Below are 20,087 nucleotides of genomic sequence, written 5' to 3'. Positions count from 1 at the left end.
CGCGTAGGCTGGGATGATAATCCCAGCTTTTTACACAGCATCCCGATGCTGGGATTGCCATTCCAGCCTACGCGTTACGTGCGCTGCTGCAGCGCGAGTTTCACGCCAAACGCCAGCAACACCGTGCCGCACAGGCGGTCCATCCCTTGCCCGAATCGCGGGCGGGTGGTCAGCAGCCGATGAATGCGCGCGCCCATCAAAGCCAGCACGGTCGACCAGGCCAGGCCGGTACCGATAAAGCTCAGGCCCAGTAGCAGCAGGCCAATTTGCGGGTGGGTGGCATGCATGGATACGAATTGCGGCAGGAACGCGAGAAAGAACAATGCCACCTTGGGGTTGAGCACGTTGGTAAGCATGCCTTGCCGGAACGCCGCGCCTAGGCCTTTGCCGCGCGTTTCCGTTGGCTGCCGTGTGCCGCCGCGCGACAACAGCATGCGCAAGCCGATCCATACCAGATAGGCTGCGCCCAGATACTTCAGCACACTGAAGGCGAGTGCCGATGTCATCAGGATCGCCGAGATCCCCAGCACGGCCGCCAGCGTGTGCACGATGCAGCCGGCATTGATGCCCAGCGCTGCCGCCATGCCCACCGCATGCCCTTCGCGACCGCTGCGGGTAAGGATATAGAACGTATCCAGGCCTGGTGTGAGGTTGAGTGCGATGCTGGCCAGCAGGAAGGCTTCGTAGTGCTGGATGCCTAAGGTTTCCACGCGTTTCCCTCTTTACGATGCTTCAGTGTTGCGGTGCTTGCCGCGGTATGGCCGGAACAACGCACGGATGGCCGGCATGTCCGCGTCGGGATCATCGCTGGCCCGCAGCAGCGGGCCCAGGGTGAAGGTCTTGCTGGGATAGTCGATGAAGATCGGCTGGATCGGCACGTTGGCCTCGCGCGCGATGCGCAGAAAACCGGATTTCCATTGCTTGACGTGCTTGCGCGTGCCCTCGGGGGTGATGCCCAGCCACATGCGTTCGTGCTCGCCGAAGCGCTTCACCATCTGGCCGACCACGTTCAAGGCGGCCTTGCGATTGATCGCGATCATGCCGATCGGCCTGAGGATCACACCCAGCGGCCCTTCCAGCACTTCGCGCTTGATCATGATGTTGATGTTGATGCCCAGCCCGATCTTCATCATCAAGCCCCACACGCCGTCCCAATAGGACGAATGCGGCGCGCCGATCAGGATCAGTTTCGGCTCGTCCGGCAGCAGGCCAAGCAAGCGCCAGCCGGAAAGGCGCAGCAGCGCGCGCATCAGCCAGGGCCAGAAGCGGCTGTTGAGCCGGGGGGCTTGCGGTGGTACCGCCGGCAGGATGGGGTCGCTCACTCGTGGCTCCAGGAACGGGATCGGCCTTGCTTGATCTTGCCCCGCTGCTGCTTGCTGTCCAGGCGGCGCTGTTGCGAGGCACGGGTGGGTTTGGTGGCAACGCGCTTCTTCGGCGCGACGAGCGCACCGCGCAGGATTTCCACCAGGCGTTCGCGCGCGTCTTCGCGGTTGCGGCCCTGGTCGCGGAAGCGGCGGGCCTGGATCACCAGCACGCCTTCATCGGTCATGCGCCGGTCGCGGCGCGCGAGCAGGCGTTCGCGCACGTCTTCCGGCAGGGAAGGAGAGTGCAGCACATCGAAGCGCAGTTCCACCGCGCTTTCGGTGCGATTGACGTGCTGGCCGCCAGGGCCGTCCGCGCGCATGAAACGCACGACCAGCTCGGACTCCGGCAGGTTGATGGATCGGCTAACAGGCAACATGCCGCCAGTTTAGCCGGTCGGCATGACGCTTGGCCTTCGCTCGGTAGGCTGGGATGACAATCCCAGCATTGTCATGCGTGCCTGTCGCGATGCTGGGATTGTCATCCCAGCCTACGGCTCCGGTAGGGACCAGCCGAAGCGTTCCAGCAGACCCAGAAAGGCGGTATCGAGCGGCGCCTCCAAAAGCATCGGCCGACCATCGAGCGGATGGCGGAAGCTGAGCCGCCAGGCGTGCAGCAACATGCGATGACAGCTGAAATATTGTTTGTAGAGGCGGTTGTGGTCGCTGCGCCCGTGTTGGCAATCGCCGATCACCGGGTGATGGAGGTGCGCCAGGTGCTTGCGGATCTGGCGAAACCGGCCGGTTTGCGGTTCCGCCAGCACCAGTGCATAGCGTTGCTGCGGATAACGGCCCAGCTCGATGGGCACCTCCACCGTGGCCAAGCGGCGATAACAGGTGCGTGCTTCGCGGCGTGGGCCCGTTTCGCGTGAGCCCGGGAGAGGGTAGTCGATCGTGCCTTCGGTCGGCTCCGGCCAGCCGCGAACCACCGTCAAATACTGCTTGTGCACGTCGCGACCCATGAACTGCTCGCCCAGTGCGGCGGCCATCTCGGTAGAGCGGGCGACCAGCAGCACGCCACTGGTGGCGCGGTCGAGACGGTGCGCGAGGTACAGCGTGCCGCCGACTTGTTCGCGCAGGACGTCGACCAGGAAGGTGTCGGCGTTGCCCACCATTTTAGAGCGGTGCACGGCGAGGCCCGCGGGTTTGTTGACCGCGATCAGGGCGTCGTCTTGGTACAGGATGTCGAGCATCGGCGAGGCGGGACTAGCGTCTTACCCACCCATACACAAACGACAGCAAGCCGCATGCACCCAAGCCCAGCGGCAGCAACGGACCATGCTGCTGCCCGAACGTCCACATCACCGTGGCGCAGATGATCAGGGTGGAGCCCAGCAAGCCGCTGCCCAGCATCTGCATCAGCTTGCGCACGAGATGACGCTGGTGGCTCAGCTCATCGGCGTCGGCGAGCAGGCGCTGTTCGCCCACCGCAACCTGGCGCAAAGCATCGCGCACGAGTTCAGGTAGCTGCGGCGCGTTGTGAAACCACTCCGGGATGCGTTTGCGAATCTCGCGCATGGTGCGGAACGGACTATAGCGCTCGCGCAGAATACGTTTGAGCACCGGATGCGCCACTGCCCAGATGTCGATGTCCGGATCGAGCATGCGCCCGACACCTTCGATATTCAGCAGCGTTTTCTGCAGCAGGATCAGCTGCGGCTGCAGGGTGAGTTCGAAGCGGCGCGCGGTCTGGAACAGTTTCACCACCAGCTCGGCCAGGGAAATCTGCGACAGCGGGCGTGTGAAATAAGGTTCGCAAACCGTGCGCACCGCCGCTTCCAGTTCGTCCAGCCGTACGCTGGCCGGCATCCAGCCCGCATCCACGTGCAGCTTGGCGATGCGCGCGTAATCGCGCTCGAACAGGGCCACGAAGTTCTGCGCCAGCCAGTACTGGTCGGCTTCGGGCAGCGAACCCATGATGCCGAAATCCAGTGCAATGAAGCGCGGTTCTTCCTTGCGTGTGGGATCCACCCAGATGTTGCCGGGGTGGGCGTCGGCATGGAAGAAGTTGTCGCGGAACACCTGCTCGTAAAACAGCCGCACGCCCTTGGCGGCCAACTGTTTGCGATCGATGCCCGCCGCATCGATGGCCGCGATGTCATCGGTGGAAAGACCTGTCACACGCTCCAGCGTCAGCACACCGGCGGTGGTCAGCTCCCAATGCACCTCCGGCACGTACAGATCCACACCGCTGATGAAATTGCGGCGCAGCAGGCTGGCATTGGCGCCTTCGCGCTGCAGGTCCAGCTCGTTTTCCAGCATTTTCTCGACTTCGGCCACCGCATCGAGTGGGCGGATCTTGTCGGCATTGGGGTGCCAGCGCTGCGCCATCTCGCCCAGCGAATGCAACAAACTGACATCGCGCGCGATGCGCTCGTTGATGCGCGGTCGCAGCACTTTCACCACCACGGCACGGCCGTCGTGCAGGGTCGCGGCATGCACCTGCGAAATCGAAGCGGAAGCCAGCGGCACCGGATCGAAGCTGGCGTAGAGCTGGCCGATCGGTTGCCTCAATTCGCGTTCCACGATGGCGCGCGCTTGATCGCCGGGGAAGGGTGACACTTGATCCTGCAGCAAGGCCAGTTCGTCGGCGATGTCGCCGGGAACCAGGTCGCGGCGCGTTGACAGGATCTGTCCGGCCTTAACGAAGATCGGACCCAGTTCGTTCAAGGCCAGGCGAATGCGTGCGCCGCGCGAGAGCGGCCGCACGTCAACGACGGGCCGGCCCAGCAAGGGACGCACGAATTTGAGCGGACGGAACAGGTGCGTGGCATCGACCAGCTCATCGAGCCGGTAGCGCAACAACACGATGGCGACGCGTAGCAGGCCGGGTACCACCTTCAACGGCGTCACGGGCGGCTTCCCCGCGCAAGGCGTTCGAGCCGGACCAGACGCGCGTCCAGCCGTTCGCTACGTTCGCGCAGGGCATCGACGTCATCCAGGAAGCCCTCGACTTCGCCCGGCGCCACGGCAATGCGCGTCTCGTCGCGCAACCATGCCGCGCCATCCTCGCTGAGATGCGAGGCGGTTTCGCGCGCGTGAGCGAAGCCCTCCCGTACGGCCTTGGCCAGCGGTACGCCGACCACGTCGCCGAAACTGCGGGTGAAGGCTTGCTCGAAGTCCGGTGCGAAGCCGCTGGCGAGTTTCTCCAGCCGGCGCGCCAGCTCCGCGTCGCCGGCGATTTCCACCTTGCCGGGCGCGAGGCTTTCGTTGTTGCGCCGGAACAGCATCGACAGCAGGCTGCCGGGCGTGGCCGCTACCCTGAGGTCGCTGCTTTCCGGCGCAGGGCCGACCTTCAGCTGCTTGCCTTCGACGGTTACCGCCAAGGCCACGTCCAGGCCCTGCAACTGCAATTGCACGCTGCGGCCATCGAGCGCGGAGAGCTTGCCTTGCGTGTCCGGATCGAGCGAAAGCGCATGATTGAGCGCGCTTTCCAGCGCGCGGCCGGCGAGCTTGCGCAACGGCCGGGGGAACAGGTTCGGGGAAGTGGCGGCAGTCATGCTGCGATTGTAGCCGCCCTGGTCGTGACGGAGGCTCTTTCAGGTTTCCACCGCGCCGGGAAAACCCAGCTGCCGCCATGCCTCGTACACCGCTACCGCCACGCTGTTGGAAAGATTGAGGCTGCGGCTGTCGGCGCGCATCGGCAGTCGCAAGCGTTGCTCGGCCGGCAGCTCGGACAGCACCGCGTCGGGCAGGCCGGCCGTTTCGCAGCCGAACAGCAAGGCGTCCCCGCTGGCGAAGCTTGCATCGACATGCCAGCTGCGGCCGCGTGTAGAAAACGCGAAAACGCGTGGATGAGCGAGCGCTGCCAGGCAGGTGTCCAGATCGTCGTGCACGCTGACGCGGGCGTATTCGTGATAATCCAGGCCTGCACGCCGCAGGCGGGCATCATCGAGTTCGAAGCCCAGCGGGCGAATCAGGTGCAGCGCCGCGCCAGTGTTGGCGCACAGGCGGATCACGTTGCCGGTATTGGGCGGGATTTCGGGGCGGAAGAGAATGACATGCAGCATGCCGCCATTATCGGCTGGCTGAGGACGCCGTGTCGCCTCAGCCGGCTTTTCCGGCATGACTCGCCGACACGATGGCCGTGGCGGCGGCGATCGAGTGAGCCGGCGTGACCAAAGCCGAGGCGGGCCTGGCCGTCACCATCGCCAGCAGCATCAGCCCGCAAGCCAGTACGCAGGTACCGAACAAGCCGCGCAGTAACAGGGTTTCGAAGTTCATGACCGTATCTCCTTAAGGCTCAGGCAGGTTTCAGATCGACGAGCGCACGCAAATCATGTCGTCGACCACGGGCAGCACGCAGCTGGAAGGGGCGCTAACCAGCAAGGAAGCGATCGAGGTGCTGGCCGCCAAGTGCAGCGGCGAAGTCTTGCTCGTGACCATGGCCGTCAGGATCAGGCCGCAGACCAGGATGCACGCCACGAACAGGCCACGCAGGATCAGGGTTTCGAATTTCATGTCCGTATCTCCGACTCATTGGGTGAATTCCTCACCCTGGTCTGAGCAATCCCCGTGCCAGGCCTGCATGCCTTTGCAATCCTTTGATATCTATAAAATTATTGTCGAATGAATGGACGTCGTGAGTTGTCCGCGGACAGCGCGAGCGCTCGATCGGACAGTGTCCGCGCAGGGCCGGACAGGTCGCGCTAAGCCGGCGTTAGGTGACAGGCGGCGGCGACGCGCTACGATTCCATACGGAGTTTGAGTTTTCCCTCTCTCGATGGAGCTACCTATGCGCAAGACCCTGCTGCTGCTCGCACCGCTAGTGTTGCTTGGCGGCTGTACCTGGGGCATCAACCCGGATCCCGGTTCGAACAACATCCGCACGGTGTGGACCGGTGAAGTCCCTTCCAGCTGTCGCGACCTGGGCAAGATCACCGTGTCGGTGATGAGCCGAGTCGGGCCATTTGATCGCAACGACATCAAGGTGCGCGACGAACTGCAGGTACAGGCGCGCAACAGCGCGGCAAGCATGCATGCGGACACGATCAAGCCACTGGGCGATCCTGAGAATGGTTCGCAGCCATGGGAAGCCTATGCTTGCGGCAATCATCAGTTCGGCCCGACTGCCCCGCCGCCGGCGCAAAACCCCGGCAACCAGGCACCGCCGGTGCAACAGAGCGGCGGATTCCAGACCTATCCAGCCAAGGGCGGTTGATGCTTGCGTTTTGCCGTGGCGGCTTGAGCACAAGGCCGCCAACCGGCGTTAGCTGGGCGATGCGCCATCGTCAGCGGAGCTGAGAAGCCGACCTGCGGTTAGCGCTCTGGATTGAGTCAAACTTCGTCCTTGCCACGTAAGCGCACTCAGGCTAGCTATTCCGTTTGACGTATTACGCCAAACGGAATAGCATGGCCATCCAGTCTTTCGCCTGCAAACACATCCAGGCCCTATTTGAAGGCGGTCATCCGCGCAAATTCCGAGCATTCGAAGACGCTGCCATCCGCAAGTTGACCCAATTGGATGCCGCTTTGACGCTGGACTTTCTGCGCGCACCACCTGGAAACATGCTTGAGCCCCTCAAAGGTGATCGCAAAGGGCAACACAGCATTCGCATCAATGGACAATTCCGTGTGTGCTTTGTATGGACGAAGGCCGGGCCTGCCTACGTCGAAATCGTGGACTACCACTGAACTGGAATCGCCACTATGACTAAACCCATCAACCGCATGCGGCCCGTCCACCCTGGAGAAATTCTCCGGGAAGATTTCCTCGCGCCTCTCGGAATGAGCGTCAACGCCCTGTCTCTGGCGCTCGGCGTACCTGCCACCCGCATGCACGAAATTGTCAACGAGCGGCGCGCCGTCACAGCCGACACCGCCGAACGACTCGCCCGCTATTTCGGCGGCGACGCGGCGAGCTGGATGGCGCTGCAGGCTGCTTATGACCTCAAAACACTGCCAACTCATGATGACATCATGCGCCGTGTGATTCCGCGTGCATCGAACGGCTAGAGATACGGCGTGCCGAATCTTGATTGGCTTGAGCTGGGTAGATGAGGATGGGTGGCCACGCCACGCGTAGTAGTCGGACGGCGATACCTCCAGTGCGCGACACATCAACCGCACTGAGTAAGTATCTTCGTGAGCGCGAATTATGGCGTACCCCGCTTGGGGATCTTTGCGAAGTAGGTGCCCGTTTTTTTGGACACAGACTGAACCCGGATCAGGTACTTCCTCTGCCTCGATGTATGCATCCGTGCTTAGGTGAGCTGGCCGCGCCGTTAGTCGGCAATGGATATTCACCATCATTAGAGTCTTTGGGATCAGGCAGTTCGACGTCGCAGCAATCGCGGATTTTCGCGCGCAGCAAAGACAACTCCAGCGGTTTCTTCAGGACACCGTCCATGCCGTGTTCGATGCATGCCATACGGTGTGCGGTGTCGGTGTAGGCGGAAAGCGAGTAGATCGGGGTGTGATGACCGTCGTTTTCGCGCTCGCGCATCATGCGCGTTACTTCGTAGCCGCTCAGGTCCGGCAGGCCTGCATCGATCAGCACTAGATCGAAGACCTTGCTGCCGAAGAAGCGCAGGGCGGAGGTGCCATCCGCACAAGCGGTGACCTGGCAGCCGATGCTGCGCAATTGCTCGTCGAAGACGAGGCGGCTGGCTGGATGATCCTCGACCAGCAGAACTGAGACCGCTTTTGCGCGGCCTGGCTTGGGGTGCCGGGTGCGGCGATCCGGCGTGGTGGTCGCTTCGATCGGGGCGAGCTGCACGGGCAGCCGGAACGAAATGGCGGTGCCCACGTTCACTTCGCTGCGCAGGTCGATGCTGCCGCCCATCAGCTCGACCAATTGGCGGCTTATGCTCAAGCCTAGGCCGGTGCCGCCATAACGCCGCGCGATCGTGCTGTCGGCCTGCACATAGGCTCGGAACAAGCGACTGCGTTGCTGGGCGGGAATGCCGATGCCGGTGTCGGTGACACGCACCGAGAGTTTTCGCGACGTAGCGTCGTCGCCGTTGGCAGTCAGCGTCACCTCAAGCGTAACGCTGCCCTGGTGGGTGAACTTGATGGCATTGCCCAGCAGGTTGATCACGACTTGTTGGAAGCGCGTGGCATCCAGCAGCACCCGGGCGTCATCGGGGACCTCGGTGTGCAGCTTGAGTGCGAGTCCTTTCTGCGCGGCCTGGTGCTTGACGATCTCGACCATGTTGCGCGCTAGCGCGGCGACATTGGTAGGCGCGTTGTTCAAGTGCATGCCACCTGCGCCCAGCTTGGACAGGTCGAGCACGTCGTCGACCAGCCGAAGCAAGGCGTCCGCCGCCGTACCGGCGGTGGCCAGCAATTTCTTCTGTCGCCGGCTGATACGGGTATGCCGTAGCAGTTCGACGGCAGACAGCACGGCACTCAACGGCAGACGAATCTCGTGGCTCATCACCGCGAGAAACAGGGATTTTTCCTGCTCGCCCCGGACGGCGCGCCTGCGCTCCCGGCAGGCGCGTAGATAGAAACAAATCAAACCTATCAGCAAGATCAAGGCGGCGGTGATTTCCGGCGCGTGGAAGCGGAAATGCACGCGCCAGGAGGGAGCGCCGTAATTGGAGTCGCCCAGCCACTTCGCCATCAACACGTCGGTCTGCTCGGCGGTGAGTGATGCCAGGGCCTTGTCCAGCATCGCAAGAAGCACGGCATCATCGCTACGCACGCCCATGCGGAACGTCAACAGCAGGTCGCTGATCGTGCCGGCGACGTGCAGCTTGCTGAAATACAGCTTGCGCCAGCGTGGCAGCAATACGGCATCCACATCCACCGCGGCGTCGGCGAGGCCGCGCGAAACCAGAGCAAGCTCTTCGTTTGCGTCGACTACGGGCATCAGCGTGACCGCGGGAAGCTGTTGGCCCAAAAGCCGGTGCAGCAGGCTGTCGCGTCGAACGGCTATACGCAGGCCCTCCAGCTCGCTCAGCCGAAAGATGTTGGCAGTGGCGCCGCGCGCGATGACCACGGCCGTTGCCACCAGATAGGGGCGGGTCATCGTTATCAGGCCGGGTGCCGGCTGAGCGTTTTGCGAAGACGACAGCACCGGTAGCAGATCCAGCTCATGCTGGCGCAGCGCTAAGGTGGCCTGCTCAACGTCCGTGACCTCGACCGGCCGGAACACCAGGCCGCTAGTCCGCGCAATCGCACGTAGGTACTCCATCTGCACGCCGTTGGATGGATCGCCGTCCTGCGGCGCGAAAGCCTGGCCGGGATAGACCGCATAGCGGACGACTGAATTGGCGTGGATGCGATCCAGCTCCGGCTGCGCGTAGCGTTCGGCGGATATCACCATGGCCGGGATGGACCATAGCAAGCAGCATGACAGCGAGCTAATGAGGCTACGAACGATGGGCATGGCGTGGGGAGAGGTGCTGGCGAGCCCGCAAAGTATCGTCCAGCGTCGTTCGCATGCGCCTAGTAGTAATCCGAAAATCCTGGCGAAAAGCTTCCGCTGGCCTGGGCTTTTGTTAGCTTTGCCAGCGCCTGCAGCAGTACTCACGGAGCGCATGGCTATTCGGTCGGATTCAACTCGAAAGGGAGACGGGATGCGCGCGGTTGCCGAGAGGAGCAGTCAATGTCCGAATCAACGGAAGCGCGCGTGCGCGTGATACTGGTCGATGATCACCCGGTGATGCTTCGTGGCCTGGAACTGCTGCTCAAGCGGGAGTATTCGTTCGACGTGGTGGGCAGCTTCCGCAACGGCCAGGAACTGTTCGCGGTGCAAAATACCATCCATGCGGATGTGGTCGTTACCGACTATGCCTTGGCGAAGGGAGATGTCGATGGCCATCGCCTGATCCGCTCCCTGAAGCAGCACTTCCCACAGGCGCGCATCCTGGTCATGTCGAGCCATTGCAATCCAGGCACGGTAGCCATGGCAATGCGCTCCGGGGCGCATGGCTTCATCGGCAAAAGCCAGAGCCTGGCGGAGGTGGCCATAGCCATACGTGCCGTCGCCGCCGGCCGTGTCTACCCAGCTGGCGCGCAGGCCGAAGCCGTCAGCCCGGCTGCGTCGTCCGACGAGGAGGCAAGTGATGAATTGCTGGACTGTGCCAAGCTTTCTCCACGGGAACGGGAGGTGTTGCGCTGTGTGCTCGACGGCATGTCGATCTCAAGCATCGCGAACAAGTTTTCCAGACAGATCACCACCATCAGTGCCCAGAAGAATTCCGCGTTCCGCAAGTTGGGCATACGCACCAACAATGAGCTATTCAAGATCTGGCACCAGCTGCGCGGCTGATCCGCGAATACGCAGGTCTCAGTCCACGAGACGCAGGGCGAGTAGTTAATGTTTCCAATGCCCTGAGACGGATGGTTCCCCCATGCGCACCTGTCCGCTTCCTTTAGGTCTTGCCTCGTCGGCCTGGATGGTGAGGGAGCCGTCCGAGTTGTACTACGTGCACGCGGCGTCAGCTCAAGCATGTGCGCGCATCCTGGTGGTGGACGACCAGCCCCGGCGCCGCTTCGAGCTGGTCGAGCGGCTCAAGAGCTTCGGTGCGGCTGCGCTAGCCGTCGACGATATCTTTGCGTCGTTGCAGGCGATCGCGTGGAGTACGCCCGCCTTGATTCTAATCAACTGCCATGGGCCAGGCATGGATGGCTACGAAACCGCGCGGCGCATTCGGCGGTGGGAAGCAGAGCAGGGTGTGCCGCGCAGACCCATCATCGCCCTGTGCGACGTTGCCGATGCCGCGCACGGGCAAAGATGCGTGGATGCTGTGCTGAAAAAGCCGGTGCGTGCTCAAGATCTGCAAGCCGTGCTGCAGAGGTGGTTTGAGCACCCGTGGCCGTCCAGCGGGGAGCAGGCCGAGCCGATTCCGGCACCCGGGCGCATCGATCAAGCATGCCGACTCAGCTTTGCCGAAGATGCCCGCGCGTTTGGGCGGGTGATGCAAATCCAGGATCGCGTAGAGCTGGCGCGTTTGCGCGTAATGCTGCTGGACGATCACGAAGTGATGCGCCATGCCCTGGAGTTCCTGCTCAGGCAGCAGTATTCGCTTGACGTGGTGGGCAGCTTTCGCACGAGCGCGGAGCTGTTTGCGGCGCTGAAGCAGATTTGCGCGGACGTGATCCTCTGCGACTATGCCCTCGGGCGGGCGGATATCGATGGCCTGAACCTGATCAGGCGCTTGAAACAGCACGCTCCGCATGCGCGGATCCTGATGATGTCGGCCGATGAAGATGCGGGCACGGCGTCCTTGGCGATGCGGGCCGGCGCCCACGGTTTCGTCTGCAAAAAGCAGGACTCTTCGGATTTGTTCCTGGCCATACGAACCGTCGCCAAAGGACGTACCTATCTCTGCCCTGAGCTGCTCCAGGCGATCGAAGCGCCCGCCCCAGCCGGCGTGGAGGCTGGCAACGAGCTGCTGGGCTATGCCCGGCTTTCCCCACGGGAGCGCGAAGTGTTGCGCTGTCTCCTCGACGGCATGTCCGTCACGCAAATTGCAAAGAAGTTCTCCCGTGAGGTCACCACCATCAGTGCGCAGAAGCATGCCGCGTTCCGCAAACTGGGTATCCACACCAACAACGAGCTATTCAAGATCCATAAGATGCTGGGCCGCTGATGAGTCGACTTGCAGACGCGGCTGACCGATCGGCTGCTCTGCTAATGGCCTGGCCCTCGGAAACCCAGGGCATGCCGCTGGGGCTGGCGCTGATGCAGAGCAATCTCAAGGACTTCAAAGCAGTGATCGCCGCGTTATCTTTAGCCGCTTGGCGAATCCATGCGGGCTACCGAGTCACGGCGATCAGGCGGTCAAACCTTCAAATTTAAAACTATTGTTATCCCTTATCTTCTTGGGCACGGCCACACTGTGGGTACTCACCCCAAGCTTGCGTCATCGCCGCCCACATGCGTCCCGTTCCAGCCCATCGGAGTTCCTTGATCCACTCAGCGGAAGCCCGTGAAATCTTCATCAGCGGCTGCGAAGCTGATCTGAAGGTCATACGACGTGCCCAGCGCAGTAGGGATAAAGACAGTCTGTTCAGACGGCTGCACGCCCTGCGGGGTGCCTTGATCGTTTTCGGTGAAACAGAGACGGCGGTTCTTTGCGAGCACGCTGAAGAGGATTTACGACGGCACAGTGTCTCGACGTGTGCAGCTACCTTGCGCCATTTCGAAGAGGCCATTCGCGCCGTCATAGAAATCTACAAGCGCTGTCACGGCTGTGACGGCGCTCGTCGCCGTGACCAGCAGACAGGGCGCGATCGCCTTTAATTGACCCATTCATCATGCAGCAGAGTCCGTAGGCGTATCGGCCGTCATGAATCGATGCTGCGCCGCGGCGCCGTCCGGATGGTCCGAAGTCTGTCAGCTGACGCGAATCGGAAGAATTTATCGGATTTAAACGTCCTGGCCACTATTGCGGCGCAGCGCAGCTGGGCCGCCACGCGTCTTTACAGCGCCTTTACAGCTTCGTTTACATTGGTGTTGCCGCGCACATCCGTCGCGCAAAGGAACGCTACGATGACGACCAAAAACGCAACCATCAAGGACGTTGCGCGCGAGGCCAAGGTCTCGGTCGCTTCGGTTTCTCGTGTGCTCAATGGGCTGGGCGGGGTAACTCCCGTGACGCAAAAGATCGTGCGCGAAGTGGCCGCGCGCCTCAATTACGTGCCGGACAACGCGGCGCGCAGCTTGATCACCGGACGCACGCATACCATCGGCGCCGTGCTGCCGGATCTGCATGGCGAGTTCTTTTCCGAGCTGATACGTGGTATCGAACTGGCTGCGCGCGCCCAAGGCCTGCACCTGCTGCTATCGAGCACGCATGACGGTATCGAGGATGCCGCCGCCGCGATGCGTGCGATGCGCGGACGTGTGGATGGCATGCTGATCCTGTCCGAACACGTCGACGCGGCCTTCCTCGAAGAAAACTTGCCCGACAAGCTGCCCGCGGTGCTGCTGGACAGTCCGGTGAAAAGCGCGCGTTACCCGGTACTGAACATCGACAACCGCGCAGGCGCGATCGCCATGGTGGGGCATTTGATCGAAGCAGGACACCAGCAAGTCGCCTTCATCGGTGGTCCCAAGACCAACTACAACGCACAGCAGCGCGAGAAGGGCTATCGCACCGCCATGGCCAGGCATGCGCCAGACGCACCGCTCACCCTGTTCGACGGCAATTTCAGCGAAGAATCGGGCTATCGCGCGGGGCAGCAGATGCTGGCTAAAAAGCCGCGCCCGCAAGCGGTGTTCGCGGCCAACGACATGATGGCGATCGGCTGCCTGCGCGCTTTCAGGGAGGCTGGCCTCGCGGTGCCGGGGGACATCGCGCTGGCCGGCTTCGACGACATCCTGGTGTCGCGTTATCTCACGCCACCGCTGAGCACGGTGCAGGTGCGCATCGCCGATCTCGGCCGTCTCGCGCTGGAGCGCCTCGCGGCCTTGCTCAATCGGACTGACAAGACGCCGGCGTCGGTCCAAACGCTGGGATGCGACATAGTCATCCGCGAATCTTGCGGGGGAAAGGCCGCTGCCGGGGCCGCGTCGCGCAAACTGCGCAAACCGCCGCGACCGTCTCGCTCCTGACGAATCCCGCGGCAGTTCCGGGAGGGAAGTGGAAAGTCTGTTCGGCTATCCGGAATGACGCCCTGGCATCCAGTTGATTGCTAAGTCGTGCTTTGCACACCTTGCGCTAAACGTATTTTTCGTGAGGCTACCCGTTTTTTAGCTAAGGTTCTGCCCTAAATCAGGTATTGGCGTAGTCGCGGCGACACTGCGACGATTGCTGCGCGTGACTTATTGTTCAATTCGGATGCGGTGGTTCTTGTTGAAGACAACGGTGTCTTTGGAGCGCGTGGCATGGGGTTCGATTTGATGCTTTCGTTCTCCGCTTTCGAATCGAAGTGGTTTGAAACACTTGTGCGCGACGCAATGCGTGGGTGGTAATTGCGATAAGAGTCTCGTTTTTGCTGGTAAATGGCGTGCTATTAGATACGTCGATCACGCTGAAAACGGCTCGGGCGTCATGCCGTTTGCATGGTTGAAATTGACTGCCAGAGAAATCTATGAATCGTTGTGCCGACAGCTTGGCACGACGAGGGTGTTTGTTGTCAACGCAGAAAGAAAAGGTAACGTTGGAAACTGATACGCGACGTAATGAGATATAGCTGAAGCTGCTTCGAAACATATCTGTTATTTCTACTTGGTATGCTTCATTTAATGAAGATCATTGAGTTTCGCAACAGCGTCATCCATTAGGAACACTGCGGAACTATTGAGAAGTACTTCATAGGGCGACCCTGTCTTCACTCCGCTTCCCGACATTGCATCAAATAGGTCGTCTATCGGCTGCGAGCTAGTATTTGCTGAGAGAGTGAGAATGCTGCCTTGAACGCATCCGAGTACCTGGATGCCCGCTGTCTGCTGTCAATGCTTTGCGATTGAACCATCTGCGACGCTCTTTCCGATCCTCATCGACGAGGTTGAGCTGTCATGACCAAGCTTGCAGACATCCCACCACCGTCGGCGATGGTGGTGCGTGGCCATATCGCCGTTCCATGCTCCGAAGCGAGTGAGCGACAGCCGGAATGGGGCGGCGGTGACGTAAGGCACTGGTCGTCAGACTGGACTGCTGACGCCTCTCTCTTGCGTGCCTGGCGAAATTTCGTAAGCGCCAACCATTCACCCTTCACAACACCAGGCCACAAGCGTCGTGCCGGCGAGCTGCATCCTGATTTGGGGCGACTTCTCGATGCGGATGTTCCGCTGCTGGGTGGATTGGACTCCATGCGGCTTGAAGCGGGCTTGCTGAAAGACGCCGAGCGGCGTGCTGCGCGCTTGTGGCAGGCTGACTGGTGCCGATTCTCAGTGGCAGGCTCCACGCACGCCAACCAGGCGCTCTGCCTTGCTGTAGGCAAGCCTGGCGATACCGTATTGGTCTCGCGCACAGCCCATCGCAGCGTGCTGCTTGGACTGGTGCTTGCAGGTCTACGCCCCGTTTGGCTGCCTACCGAGATTGACGCTCGATTCGGTATCCCTTCGCAGCTGTCTCTCTCGGCGCTTGAGCAAGCGTTGAGAGACCATCGCGATGCGGTTGCTGTCTTCTGTGTTGAACCCAGTTATGTCGGCACCGTCTCCGACCTCGCAGCAATCGTCAGGATCGCTCATGCGCGCAATGTGCCGGTAATCGTCGATCAAGCCTGGGGTGCGCATTTCGGGTTTGCGCCAGGCTATCCCGCCCATGCGCTCTCCGCGGGCGCCGACGCGATGGTCATCAGCCTGCACAAGACCTTACCTACTTTCAGCCAGGGCGCCATGGTGCTCGCCCGGTGCGACCTGCTGAACCGCGTTCGTTTTGATCGTGCCTTTGAGGCCAGCCATACCACCAGTCCGTCGGGAGCGATCCTTGCCAGCATCGACTCCTCTCGGGCATTGCTTGCAAGTGGCTTGGCAAGCACCATGCTCACTGAGCTTGCTGAGCGGGTCGCTAGTCTGCGCACTGAACTCCGTAGTGTGGGGCTGACCGGGCCATCCCCCGAAGATTTCCCCACCGGCCGCTTTGATCCAGCCAAGCTGGTCTTGCAGACGGCGGCATCCGGGTACGCCGGCCTCGACATTGAACGTGAGCTGATTGCTCGCGGAATGCCGCTCGCTATGGCGAACAAAGACATGCTTGTGGCGCTCGTCAGTCTCATGGATGGACCCGATAGCCTGCAGGTGCTGAAAGCAGGTTTGCTCGCCGCGGTGGCGCATCAACAGCACAAACCTCGTGCTGTAGAAGTTTCTGCGGCATGGAGCTTGCCAGTACCGACCCAGGCTTTGTCGCCCCGGGAGGCTTTCTTCGCCTCGCATGAAACTGTGCCGCTCGAACAAGCGTTGCATCGGATCAGCACTGAGGCCGTTACTCCCTATCCGCCCGGCATCCCGGTATTGCTGCCTGGGGAACGAATTACGGCAGATACGCTCGCAACACTGCGCAACGTAGCGGCCACCAAAACAAGAATCGCCTATGTCGCCGATCCCGACTTGCAAACCCTGCAGGTAGTGCGCGACATCTACCGATAGTGCGCGAAAGTCGCAGCAAAATCATCGTACCTATTCTTACTTGGATGCAGTTTCGCCAGCAACGGAGGGTAAAGAGATGAACGCAGCTACAGAGCTAGTCATCAGGCGGGCCACGCAGGCCGATCGCGATGGGGTTGTCGCCGCGCTGACCGAGGGTTTTTCAGCTGATCCGATCAATTGCTGGATATTCGACAATCCGGCCACCTATCATCGGTACGCTAGTGGCTATTTTTCCTGCTACACAGACTATTGCCTCAAACATGGATATGTTTTCATTGCCGGCGATGTAGTTGCTGCGACCATCGGAATGCCGTTAGATGCGTTGAGGCGGCTCGAAAGCGATATCGAATTCGATGCCAAGCTAGAGAAGATGTGCGGCCCTCACTTCGTTCGCGTATCGGCCATGAACCAAGTCATGGCTGAGCACCATCCAAACTCGCCCAATCACATGTATTCGGTCTTTACTGGTGTTATGCCGAGTCATCAGAATCTGGGGCTAGGTGCGCGACTGGTGCACGCAGTGTTTGATCTGATAGACGAACAAAATTTGCCGATGTATGCGGAAGCTGGAAACGAAAACAACGCAAGACTATGGACGCGTATTGGATTTTCGCTGGTAGGCCATCCTCTCCCGTTGCCGGACAGCGACTTGATGCTCCACCCGATTTGGCGTCCGGCCAAAGTATCTGTGGAAAGTGCCATCGCTCAATGAAAGGAGTTCGACGCAATGATTGGACGTCATGAAGCCAAGTGCGAAGTAGATTGTCAGCATGGCAGCGCAACAACGGTCCGGGGTACAGCCAAGCCCGCAGAGCAATTGCCGCCTGGAAAAGCGACGGCAGTTGGTATTCCTTTGGCACCCGGCGCCTTGCCAATTGTCGGCCACGGCGCGGTTCTGGCCCGGAAGCCGCTTCAATTCCTGTCCATGCTGGCAAGGCTGGATGACGTGGTCGAGATTCGTCTGGGCAGGTTGCCTGTCTATGTCATTTCCAATCAGGCATTGATCCGTCAGCTTGCCGACGTAGATGTCGTTTCGCAGGGCATGTTTGCCGATCTGCTCAAGCCGGTGTTTGGAACAAGCGTGGAAACCACCTCCGGTGACGAGCACTTGTGGTATCGGCGGCGCGCGCAACCGGCGTTTGGTCGTGCGATGCGAAGCACCACAATTCGCCTGACGTGGCAGGAGGCGAAGGCGGTTGTCGGAGCCTGGCAGCCAGGACAAGTCATTGACGTATGCCAGATGACGGACTATCTGGTCGCCAGGATCATGTCAAAGAGCATGTTCTCCAACGAAATTGGCGAGGACGTGGCGGCCACGATCATGCAGACATTGCCTGCCCTGGCTGAGTCCGTTTCCCTGAGAAACCCGCGGCCGGAGCAGTGGTGGAGGCTGGTGCCCTTGCCGGGCGATCGTGCAGCAGCAAAGGCCGGTCGTGTGCTTCGATCCGCGTTGGAAGCTGCTATCCGCCTTCATCGTCAGCAGGAATTTGAGCGGGACGACATGCTATCGATGCTGCAATCTGCCAATAAGGCAAACGGAGAAGCTTTGTCGGATTTGCAACTGCTGGATATGGTGGTGGACCTCGTCGCTGCCGGCGCGAATAACACAGGAAAACAAATTGCCTGGGCATTTTACGAGTTCGATGCGAATCCGGATGTTGCGGAACGGGTCTACCAGGAAATCGATGAGCTGATCGCAGGAGGCAGCCTTGATTACGATGCCGTACCAAATTTGCCGTTTCTGAGCACTGTAATCACCGAAATACTGCGAAAATACGGCAATCTTGCCATCACCAGGCGCACGCGACGGCCCGTCACGTTCGGGAAATTCCGGCTACCAGCGGGCGCCCATGTCATGGTTAGTCCTCACATCATCGGTCGAGATCCGCGGTACTTCCCTGATCCTGATCGATTCGTCCCCGACCGTTGGAAGTCCGGGGCTGAGGATATCAACCACACATTCATTCCCTTTGGATTCGGCGCCCACCGATGCATGGGTGATCGCTTTGCGATCAGTGAAATCACCATTGCGCTGGTAGCGATTTTGGCCCAGTGGCGACCTCGTGTGGTTCCCGGTCGTCAGGTCCGGCGACGAGCGGTTGTATCAGTGCGACCGGATAACTTATTCATGAGGGCTGAACTTCGCCGCCAGGGCTGATGACTCTGTGTGCCAGGGCATTGAATAATTGAATGATGTGCAGGCGCCGTGCTGTGTGCCCTGCGCAAACCGCCCTAACTGCCACGGATTCTATGCGAAGCTGATCGAGACCAGCGACGAAGCCCTGGCATAGCGGCCTAGGCCACATTCCAGGCCTATCTCTTTAGGCCAGGCATCCTCCCCGGACTAGCAACCGCCACGCGGCTGTAACCTGCCCCCGTCATCCTGGCTGGCAGCTTTGGGCCACGAGTCGGGTGGGTTTCGTGTCGTTTTTGTCGCGTGTCCGCCATCCCATGGCGATCAATCTGCTGGCCGGTGGCGCCGCCTTTCTCGCCTATGCGTCCATGTACGCCTTCCGCAAGCCGTTTACGGCGGCTTCGTTCGAAGGCATGTACCTGGCCGGCGTCGACTACAAGGTCTGGCTGGTGATCGCGCAGGTGCTGGGCTACATGCTGAGCAAGGTGCGCGGCATCACCTGGATTGCGGAAATCCAGCGCCAGCGCCGCGCACGCACGATGGCGGGACTGATCGGGTTTTCGTGGCTGGCTCTGCTCGGTTTCGCCCTGGTTCCGGCACCCTGGAACATCCCGTTTCTGTTCCTCAACGGCCTGCCGCTGGGCATGGTGTGGGGCGTGCTGTTCGGCTACCTGGAAGGACGCCGCGGCACCGAGTTGATGGGCGCATGCATGTGCGCCAGCTTCATCGTGGGATCGGGCGTGGTGAAGTCGGTCGGCATGTGGCTGATGGTCAACTTCCATGTCAGCGAATTCTGGATGCCGTTCGCCACCGGGGCGCTGTTCGTGCCGCCGTTGTGCCTGGCTACCTGGATCCTGGAACACCTGCCAGCCCCCAGCGCCGCCGATATCGCGGCACGCAGCGTGCGCATGCCGATGGACGCCGGCAGCCGTCGCGCCTTTGTCCGGCGTTTCCTGGCGGGGATCGTGATGATCGTGGTGCCTTACGTGGCACTGACGGTGATGCGCGATTTCCGCGACAACTTCGCGGCGGAGATCTGGAGCGACCTTGGCCGTGGCGGCGATGTCTCCGTCTTCACCGAAACCGAAGTGCCGATCGCCATCGCCGTGCTGATCATTACCGGCTTCACCATGTTCGTGCGTGACAACCTCAAGGCATTGATGCTCAATCATGTGCTGATTTTCGGTGGCTTCGCCATTGCGGTGCTCAGCACCTGGATGCACCGGCACCTCATGATCGATCCGCTGGCCTGGATCGGCTTTACCGGTTTTGGCCTTTATCTCGCCTACGTACCGTACAGTGTCACCTTCTTTGAACGCATGTTGGCGACGTTCCGGGTCACCGGCAATGTCGGTTTCATCATGTACATCGCCGACAGCAGCGGCTACACGGGCAGCGTGTTGGTGATATTGCTCAAGCAATTCGGCGGCATGCGTCTTTCGTGGGCGTCATTCTATGGCGATACGGTGATGGCGCTATCGGGTATCGGAATGCTGATTACCCTGGGTTCGGCGTTCTATTTCTATGAAAAGGCGCGTCGCTCCAAGGCAATGGTCGGCGTGCCCGCTCCCGCATGACGAGCAATGTCACGTAGGCTGGGATG

Annotated in this window: 22 protein-coding genes; 12 read left to right on the top strand and 10 right to left on the bottom strand. The window is 61.0% G+C overall.

Annotated elements, in window-relative coordinates; genetic code table 11:
• Window positions 1-74: 74 nt before the first annotated feature.
• The 9 genes from QQJ96_RS02235 to QQJ96_RS02195 form a co-directional block, all read right to left on the bottom strand.
• Entirely contained in the window at window positions 75-710 is a 636-nt protein-coding gene (locus QQJ96_RS02235) for a LysE family translocator (RefSeq protein WP_284330303.1), read from the bottom strand.
• Window positions 711-722: 12 nt separating this feature from the next.
• Window positions 723-1,322, bottom strand: a complete 600-nt coding sequence (locus tag QQJ96_RS02230) for a 1-acyl-sn-glycerol-3-phosphate acyltransferase (protein WP_284330302.1) — start codon at window positions 1,320-1,322, stop codon at window positions 723-725.
• A complete protein-coding gene (arfB, locus tag QQJ96_RS02225) occupies window positions 1,319-1,741 on the bottom strand; it encodes an alternative ribosome rescue aminoacyl-tRNA hydrolase ArfB (RefSeq protein WP_284330301.1) in 423 nt (140 codons plus the stop codon). Before arfB ends, QQJ96_RS02230 begins: the two co-directional genes overlap by 4 nt.
• Window positions 1,742-1,852: 111 nt before the next feature.
• Window positions 1,853-2,554, bottom strand: coding sequence for a pseudouridine synthase (locus QQJ96_RS02220; RefSeq protein WP_284330300.1), 702 nt, complete (start codon window positions 2,552-2,554; stop codon window positions 1,853-1,855).
• A gap of 13 nt (window positions 2,555-2,567) precedes the next feature.
• On the bottom strand, window positions 2,568-4,205 hold the full coding sequence (ubiB, locus tag QQJ96_RS02215) for a ubiquinone biosynthesis regulatory protein kinase UbiB (RefSeq protein ID WP_404649088.1): 1,638 nt from the start codon (window positions 4,203-4,205) through the stop codon (window positions 2,568-2,570).
• A gap of 5 nt (window positions 4,206-4,210) precedes the next feature.
• Window positions 4,211-4,861 (bottom strand): ubiquinone biosynthesis accessory factor UbiJ, encoded by a 651-nt coding sequence (locus QQJ96_RS02210; protein WP_284330297.1) that lies wholly within the window; start codon window positions 4,859-4,861, stop codon window positions 4,211-4,213.
• A 39-nt stretch (window positions 4,862-4,900) separates the two neighbouring features.
• On the bottom strand, window positions 4,901-5,371 hold the full coding sequence (locus QQJ96_RS02205; protein ID WP_284330296.1) for a tRNA (cytidine(34)-2'-O)-methyltransferase: 471 nt from the start codon (window positions 5,369-5,371) through the stop codon (window positions 4,901-4,903).
• 37 nt (window positions 5,372-5,408) lie between these two features.
• Window positions 5,409-5,585: a hypothetical protein gene (locus QQJ96_RS02200; RefSeq protein WP_284330295.1), complete on the bottom strand. Its 177-nt coding sequence runs from the start codon at window positions 5,583-5,585 to the stop codon at window positions 5,409-5,411.
• A 30-nt stretch (window positions 5,586-5,615) separates the two neighbouring features.
• Window positions 5,616-5,822, bottom strand: a complete 207-nt coding sequence (locus QQJ96_RS02195) for a hypothetical protein (RefSeq protein WP_284330294.1) — start codon at window positions 5,820-5,822, stop codon at window positions 5,616-5,618.
• Window positions 5,823-6,096: 274 nt separating this feature from the next.
• Here QQJ96_RS02195 and QQJ96_RS02190 point away from each other — a divergent pair, with 274 nt between their 5' ends.
• From QQJ96_RS02190 to QQJ96_RS02180, 3 genes are all read left to right on the top strand, one after another.
• Complete coding sequence (locus QQJ96_RS02190) at window positions 6,097-6,522, top strand: DUF4156 domain-containing protein (protein ID WP_284330293.1); 426 nt, start codon at window positions 6,097-6,099, stop codon at window positions 6,520-6,522.
• Window positions 6,523-6,713: 191 nt separating this feature from the next.
• Complete coding sequence (locus tag QQJ96_RS02185) at window positions 6,714-6,995, top strand: type II toxin-antitoxin system RelE/ParE family toxin (protein ID WP_284330292.1); 282 nt, start codon at window positions 6,714-6,716, stop codon at window positions 6,993-6,995.
• Between the two features lie 15 nt (window positions 6,996-7,010).
• A complete protein-coding gene (locus QQJ96_RS02180; protein WP_284330291.1) occupies window positions 7,011-7,316 on the top strand; it encodes a HigA family addiction module antitoxin in 306 nt (101 codons plus the stop codon).
• A 211-nt stretch (window positions 7,317-7,527) separates the two neighbouring features.
• On the opposite strand, the gene QQJ96_RS02175 is transcribed toward QQJ96_RS02180, so the two are convergent.
• Window positions 7,528-9,633, bottom strand: a complete 2,106-nt coding sequence (locus QQJ96_RS02175) for a hybrid sensor histidine kinase/response regulator (protein ID WP_284330290.1) — start codon at window positions 9,631-9,633, stop codon at window positions 7,528-7,530.
• Window positions 9,634-9,915: 282 nt separating this feature from the next.
• Between QQJ96_RS02175 and QQJ96_RS02170 the strand changes: the two genes are divergently transcribed.
• From QQJ96_RS02170 to QQJ96_RS02135, 9 genes are all read left to right on the top strand, one after another.
• Complete coding sequence (locus tag QQJ96_RS02170) at window positions 9,916-10,581, top strand: response regulator transcription factor (protein ID WP_284330289.1); 666 nt, start codon at window positions 9,916-9,918, stop codon at window positions 10,579-10,581.
• Between the two features lie 82 nt (window positions 10,582-10,663).
• A complete protein-coding gene (locus tag QQJ96_RS02165) occupies window positions 10,664-11,905 on the top strand; it encodes a response regulator (RefSeq protein ID WP_284330288.1) in 1,242 nt (413 codons plus the stop codon).
• A 71-nt stretch (window positions 11,906-11,976) separates the two neighbouring features.
• Complete coding sequence (locus tag QQJ96_RS02160; RefSeq protein WP_284330287.1) at window positions 11,977-12,114, top strand: hypothetical protein; 138 nt, start codon at window positions 11,977-11,979, stop codon at window positions 12,112-12,114.
• Between the two features lie 78 nt (window positions 12,115-12,192).
• Window positions 12,193-12,558 carry an Hpt domain-containing protein gene (locus QQJ96_RS23550; protein WP_404649069.1) on the top strand — a complete coding sequence of 122 codons (366 nt, stop codon included), beginning with the start codon at window positions 12,193-12,195 and terminating at the stop codon, window positions 12,556-12,558.
• 249 nt (window positions 12,559-12,807) lie between these two features.
• Entirely contained in the window at window positions 12,808-13,872 is a 1,065-nt protein-coding gene (locus tag QQJ96_RS02155) for a LacI family DNA-binding transcriptional regulator (RefSeq protein ID WP_284330286.1), read from the top strand.
• A gap of 906 nt (window positions 13,873-14,778) precedes the next feature.
• Window positions 14,779-16,350, top strand: coding sequence for an aminotransferase class I/II-fold pyridoxal phosphate-dependent enzyme (locus tag QQJ96_RS02150; protein ID WP_284330285.1), 1,572 nt, complete (start codon window positions 14,779-14,781; stop codon window positions 16,348-16,350).
• 76 nt (window positions 16,351-16,426) lie between these two features.
• Window positions 16,427-17,062 (top strand): GNAT family N-acetyltransferase, encoded by a 636-nt coding sequence (locus QQJ96_RS02145; protein WP_284330284.1) that lies wholly within the window; start codon window positions 16,427-16,429, stop codon window positions 17,060-17,062.
• 15 nt (window positions 17,063-17,077) lie between these two features.
• Window positions 17,078-18,508, top strand: coding sequence for a cytochrome P450 (locus QQJ96_RS02140; protein WP_284330283.1), 1,431 nt, complete (start codon window positions 17,078-17,080; stop codon window positions 18,506-18,508).
• A 263-nt stretch (window positions 18,509-18,771) separates the two neighbouring features.
• Complete coding sequence (locus tag QQJ96_RS02135; protein ID WP_284330282.1) at window positions 18,772-20,061, top strand: DUF5690 family protein; 1,290 nt, start codon at window positions 18,772-18,774, stop codon at window positions 20,059-20,061.
• Window positions 20,062-20,087 lie beyond the last annotated feature (26 nt).

The organism is Dyella flagellata (assembly GCF_030160275.1).
In the GTDB taxonomy this organism is placed as follows: Bacteria; Pseudomonadota; Gammaproteobacteria; order Xanthomonadales; family Rhodanobacteraceae; genus Dyella_B; species Dyella_B flagellata.
The sequence above is the reverse complement of the archived record's forward strand: the minus strand, read 5'-3'. Positions and strand labels throughout refer to the sequence as shown.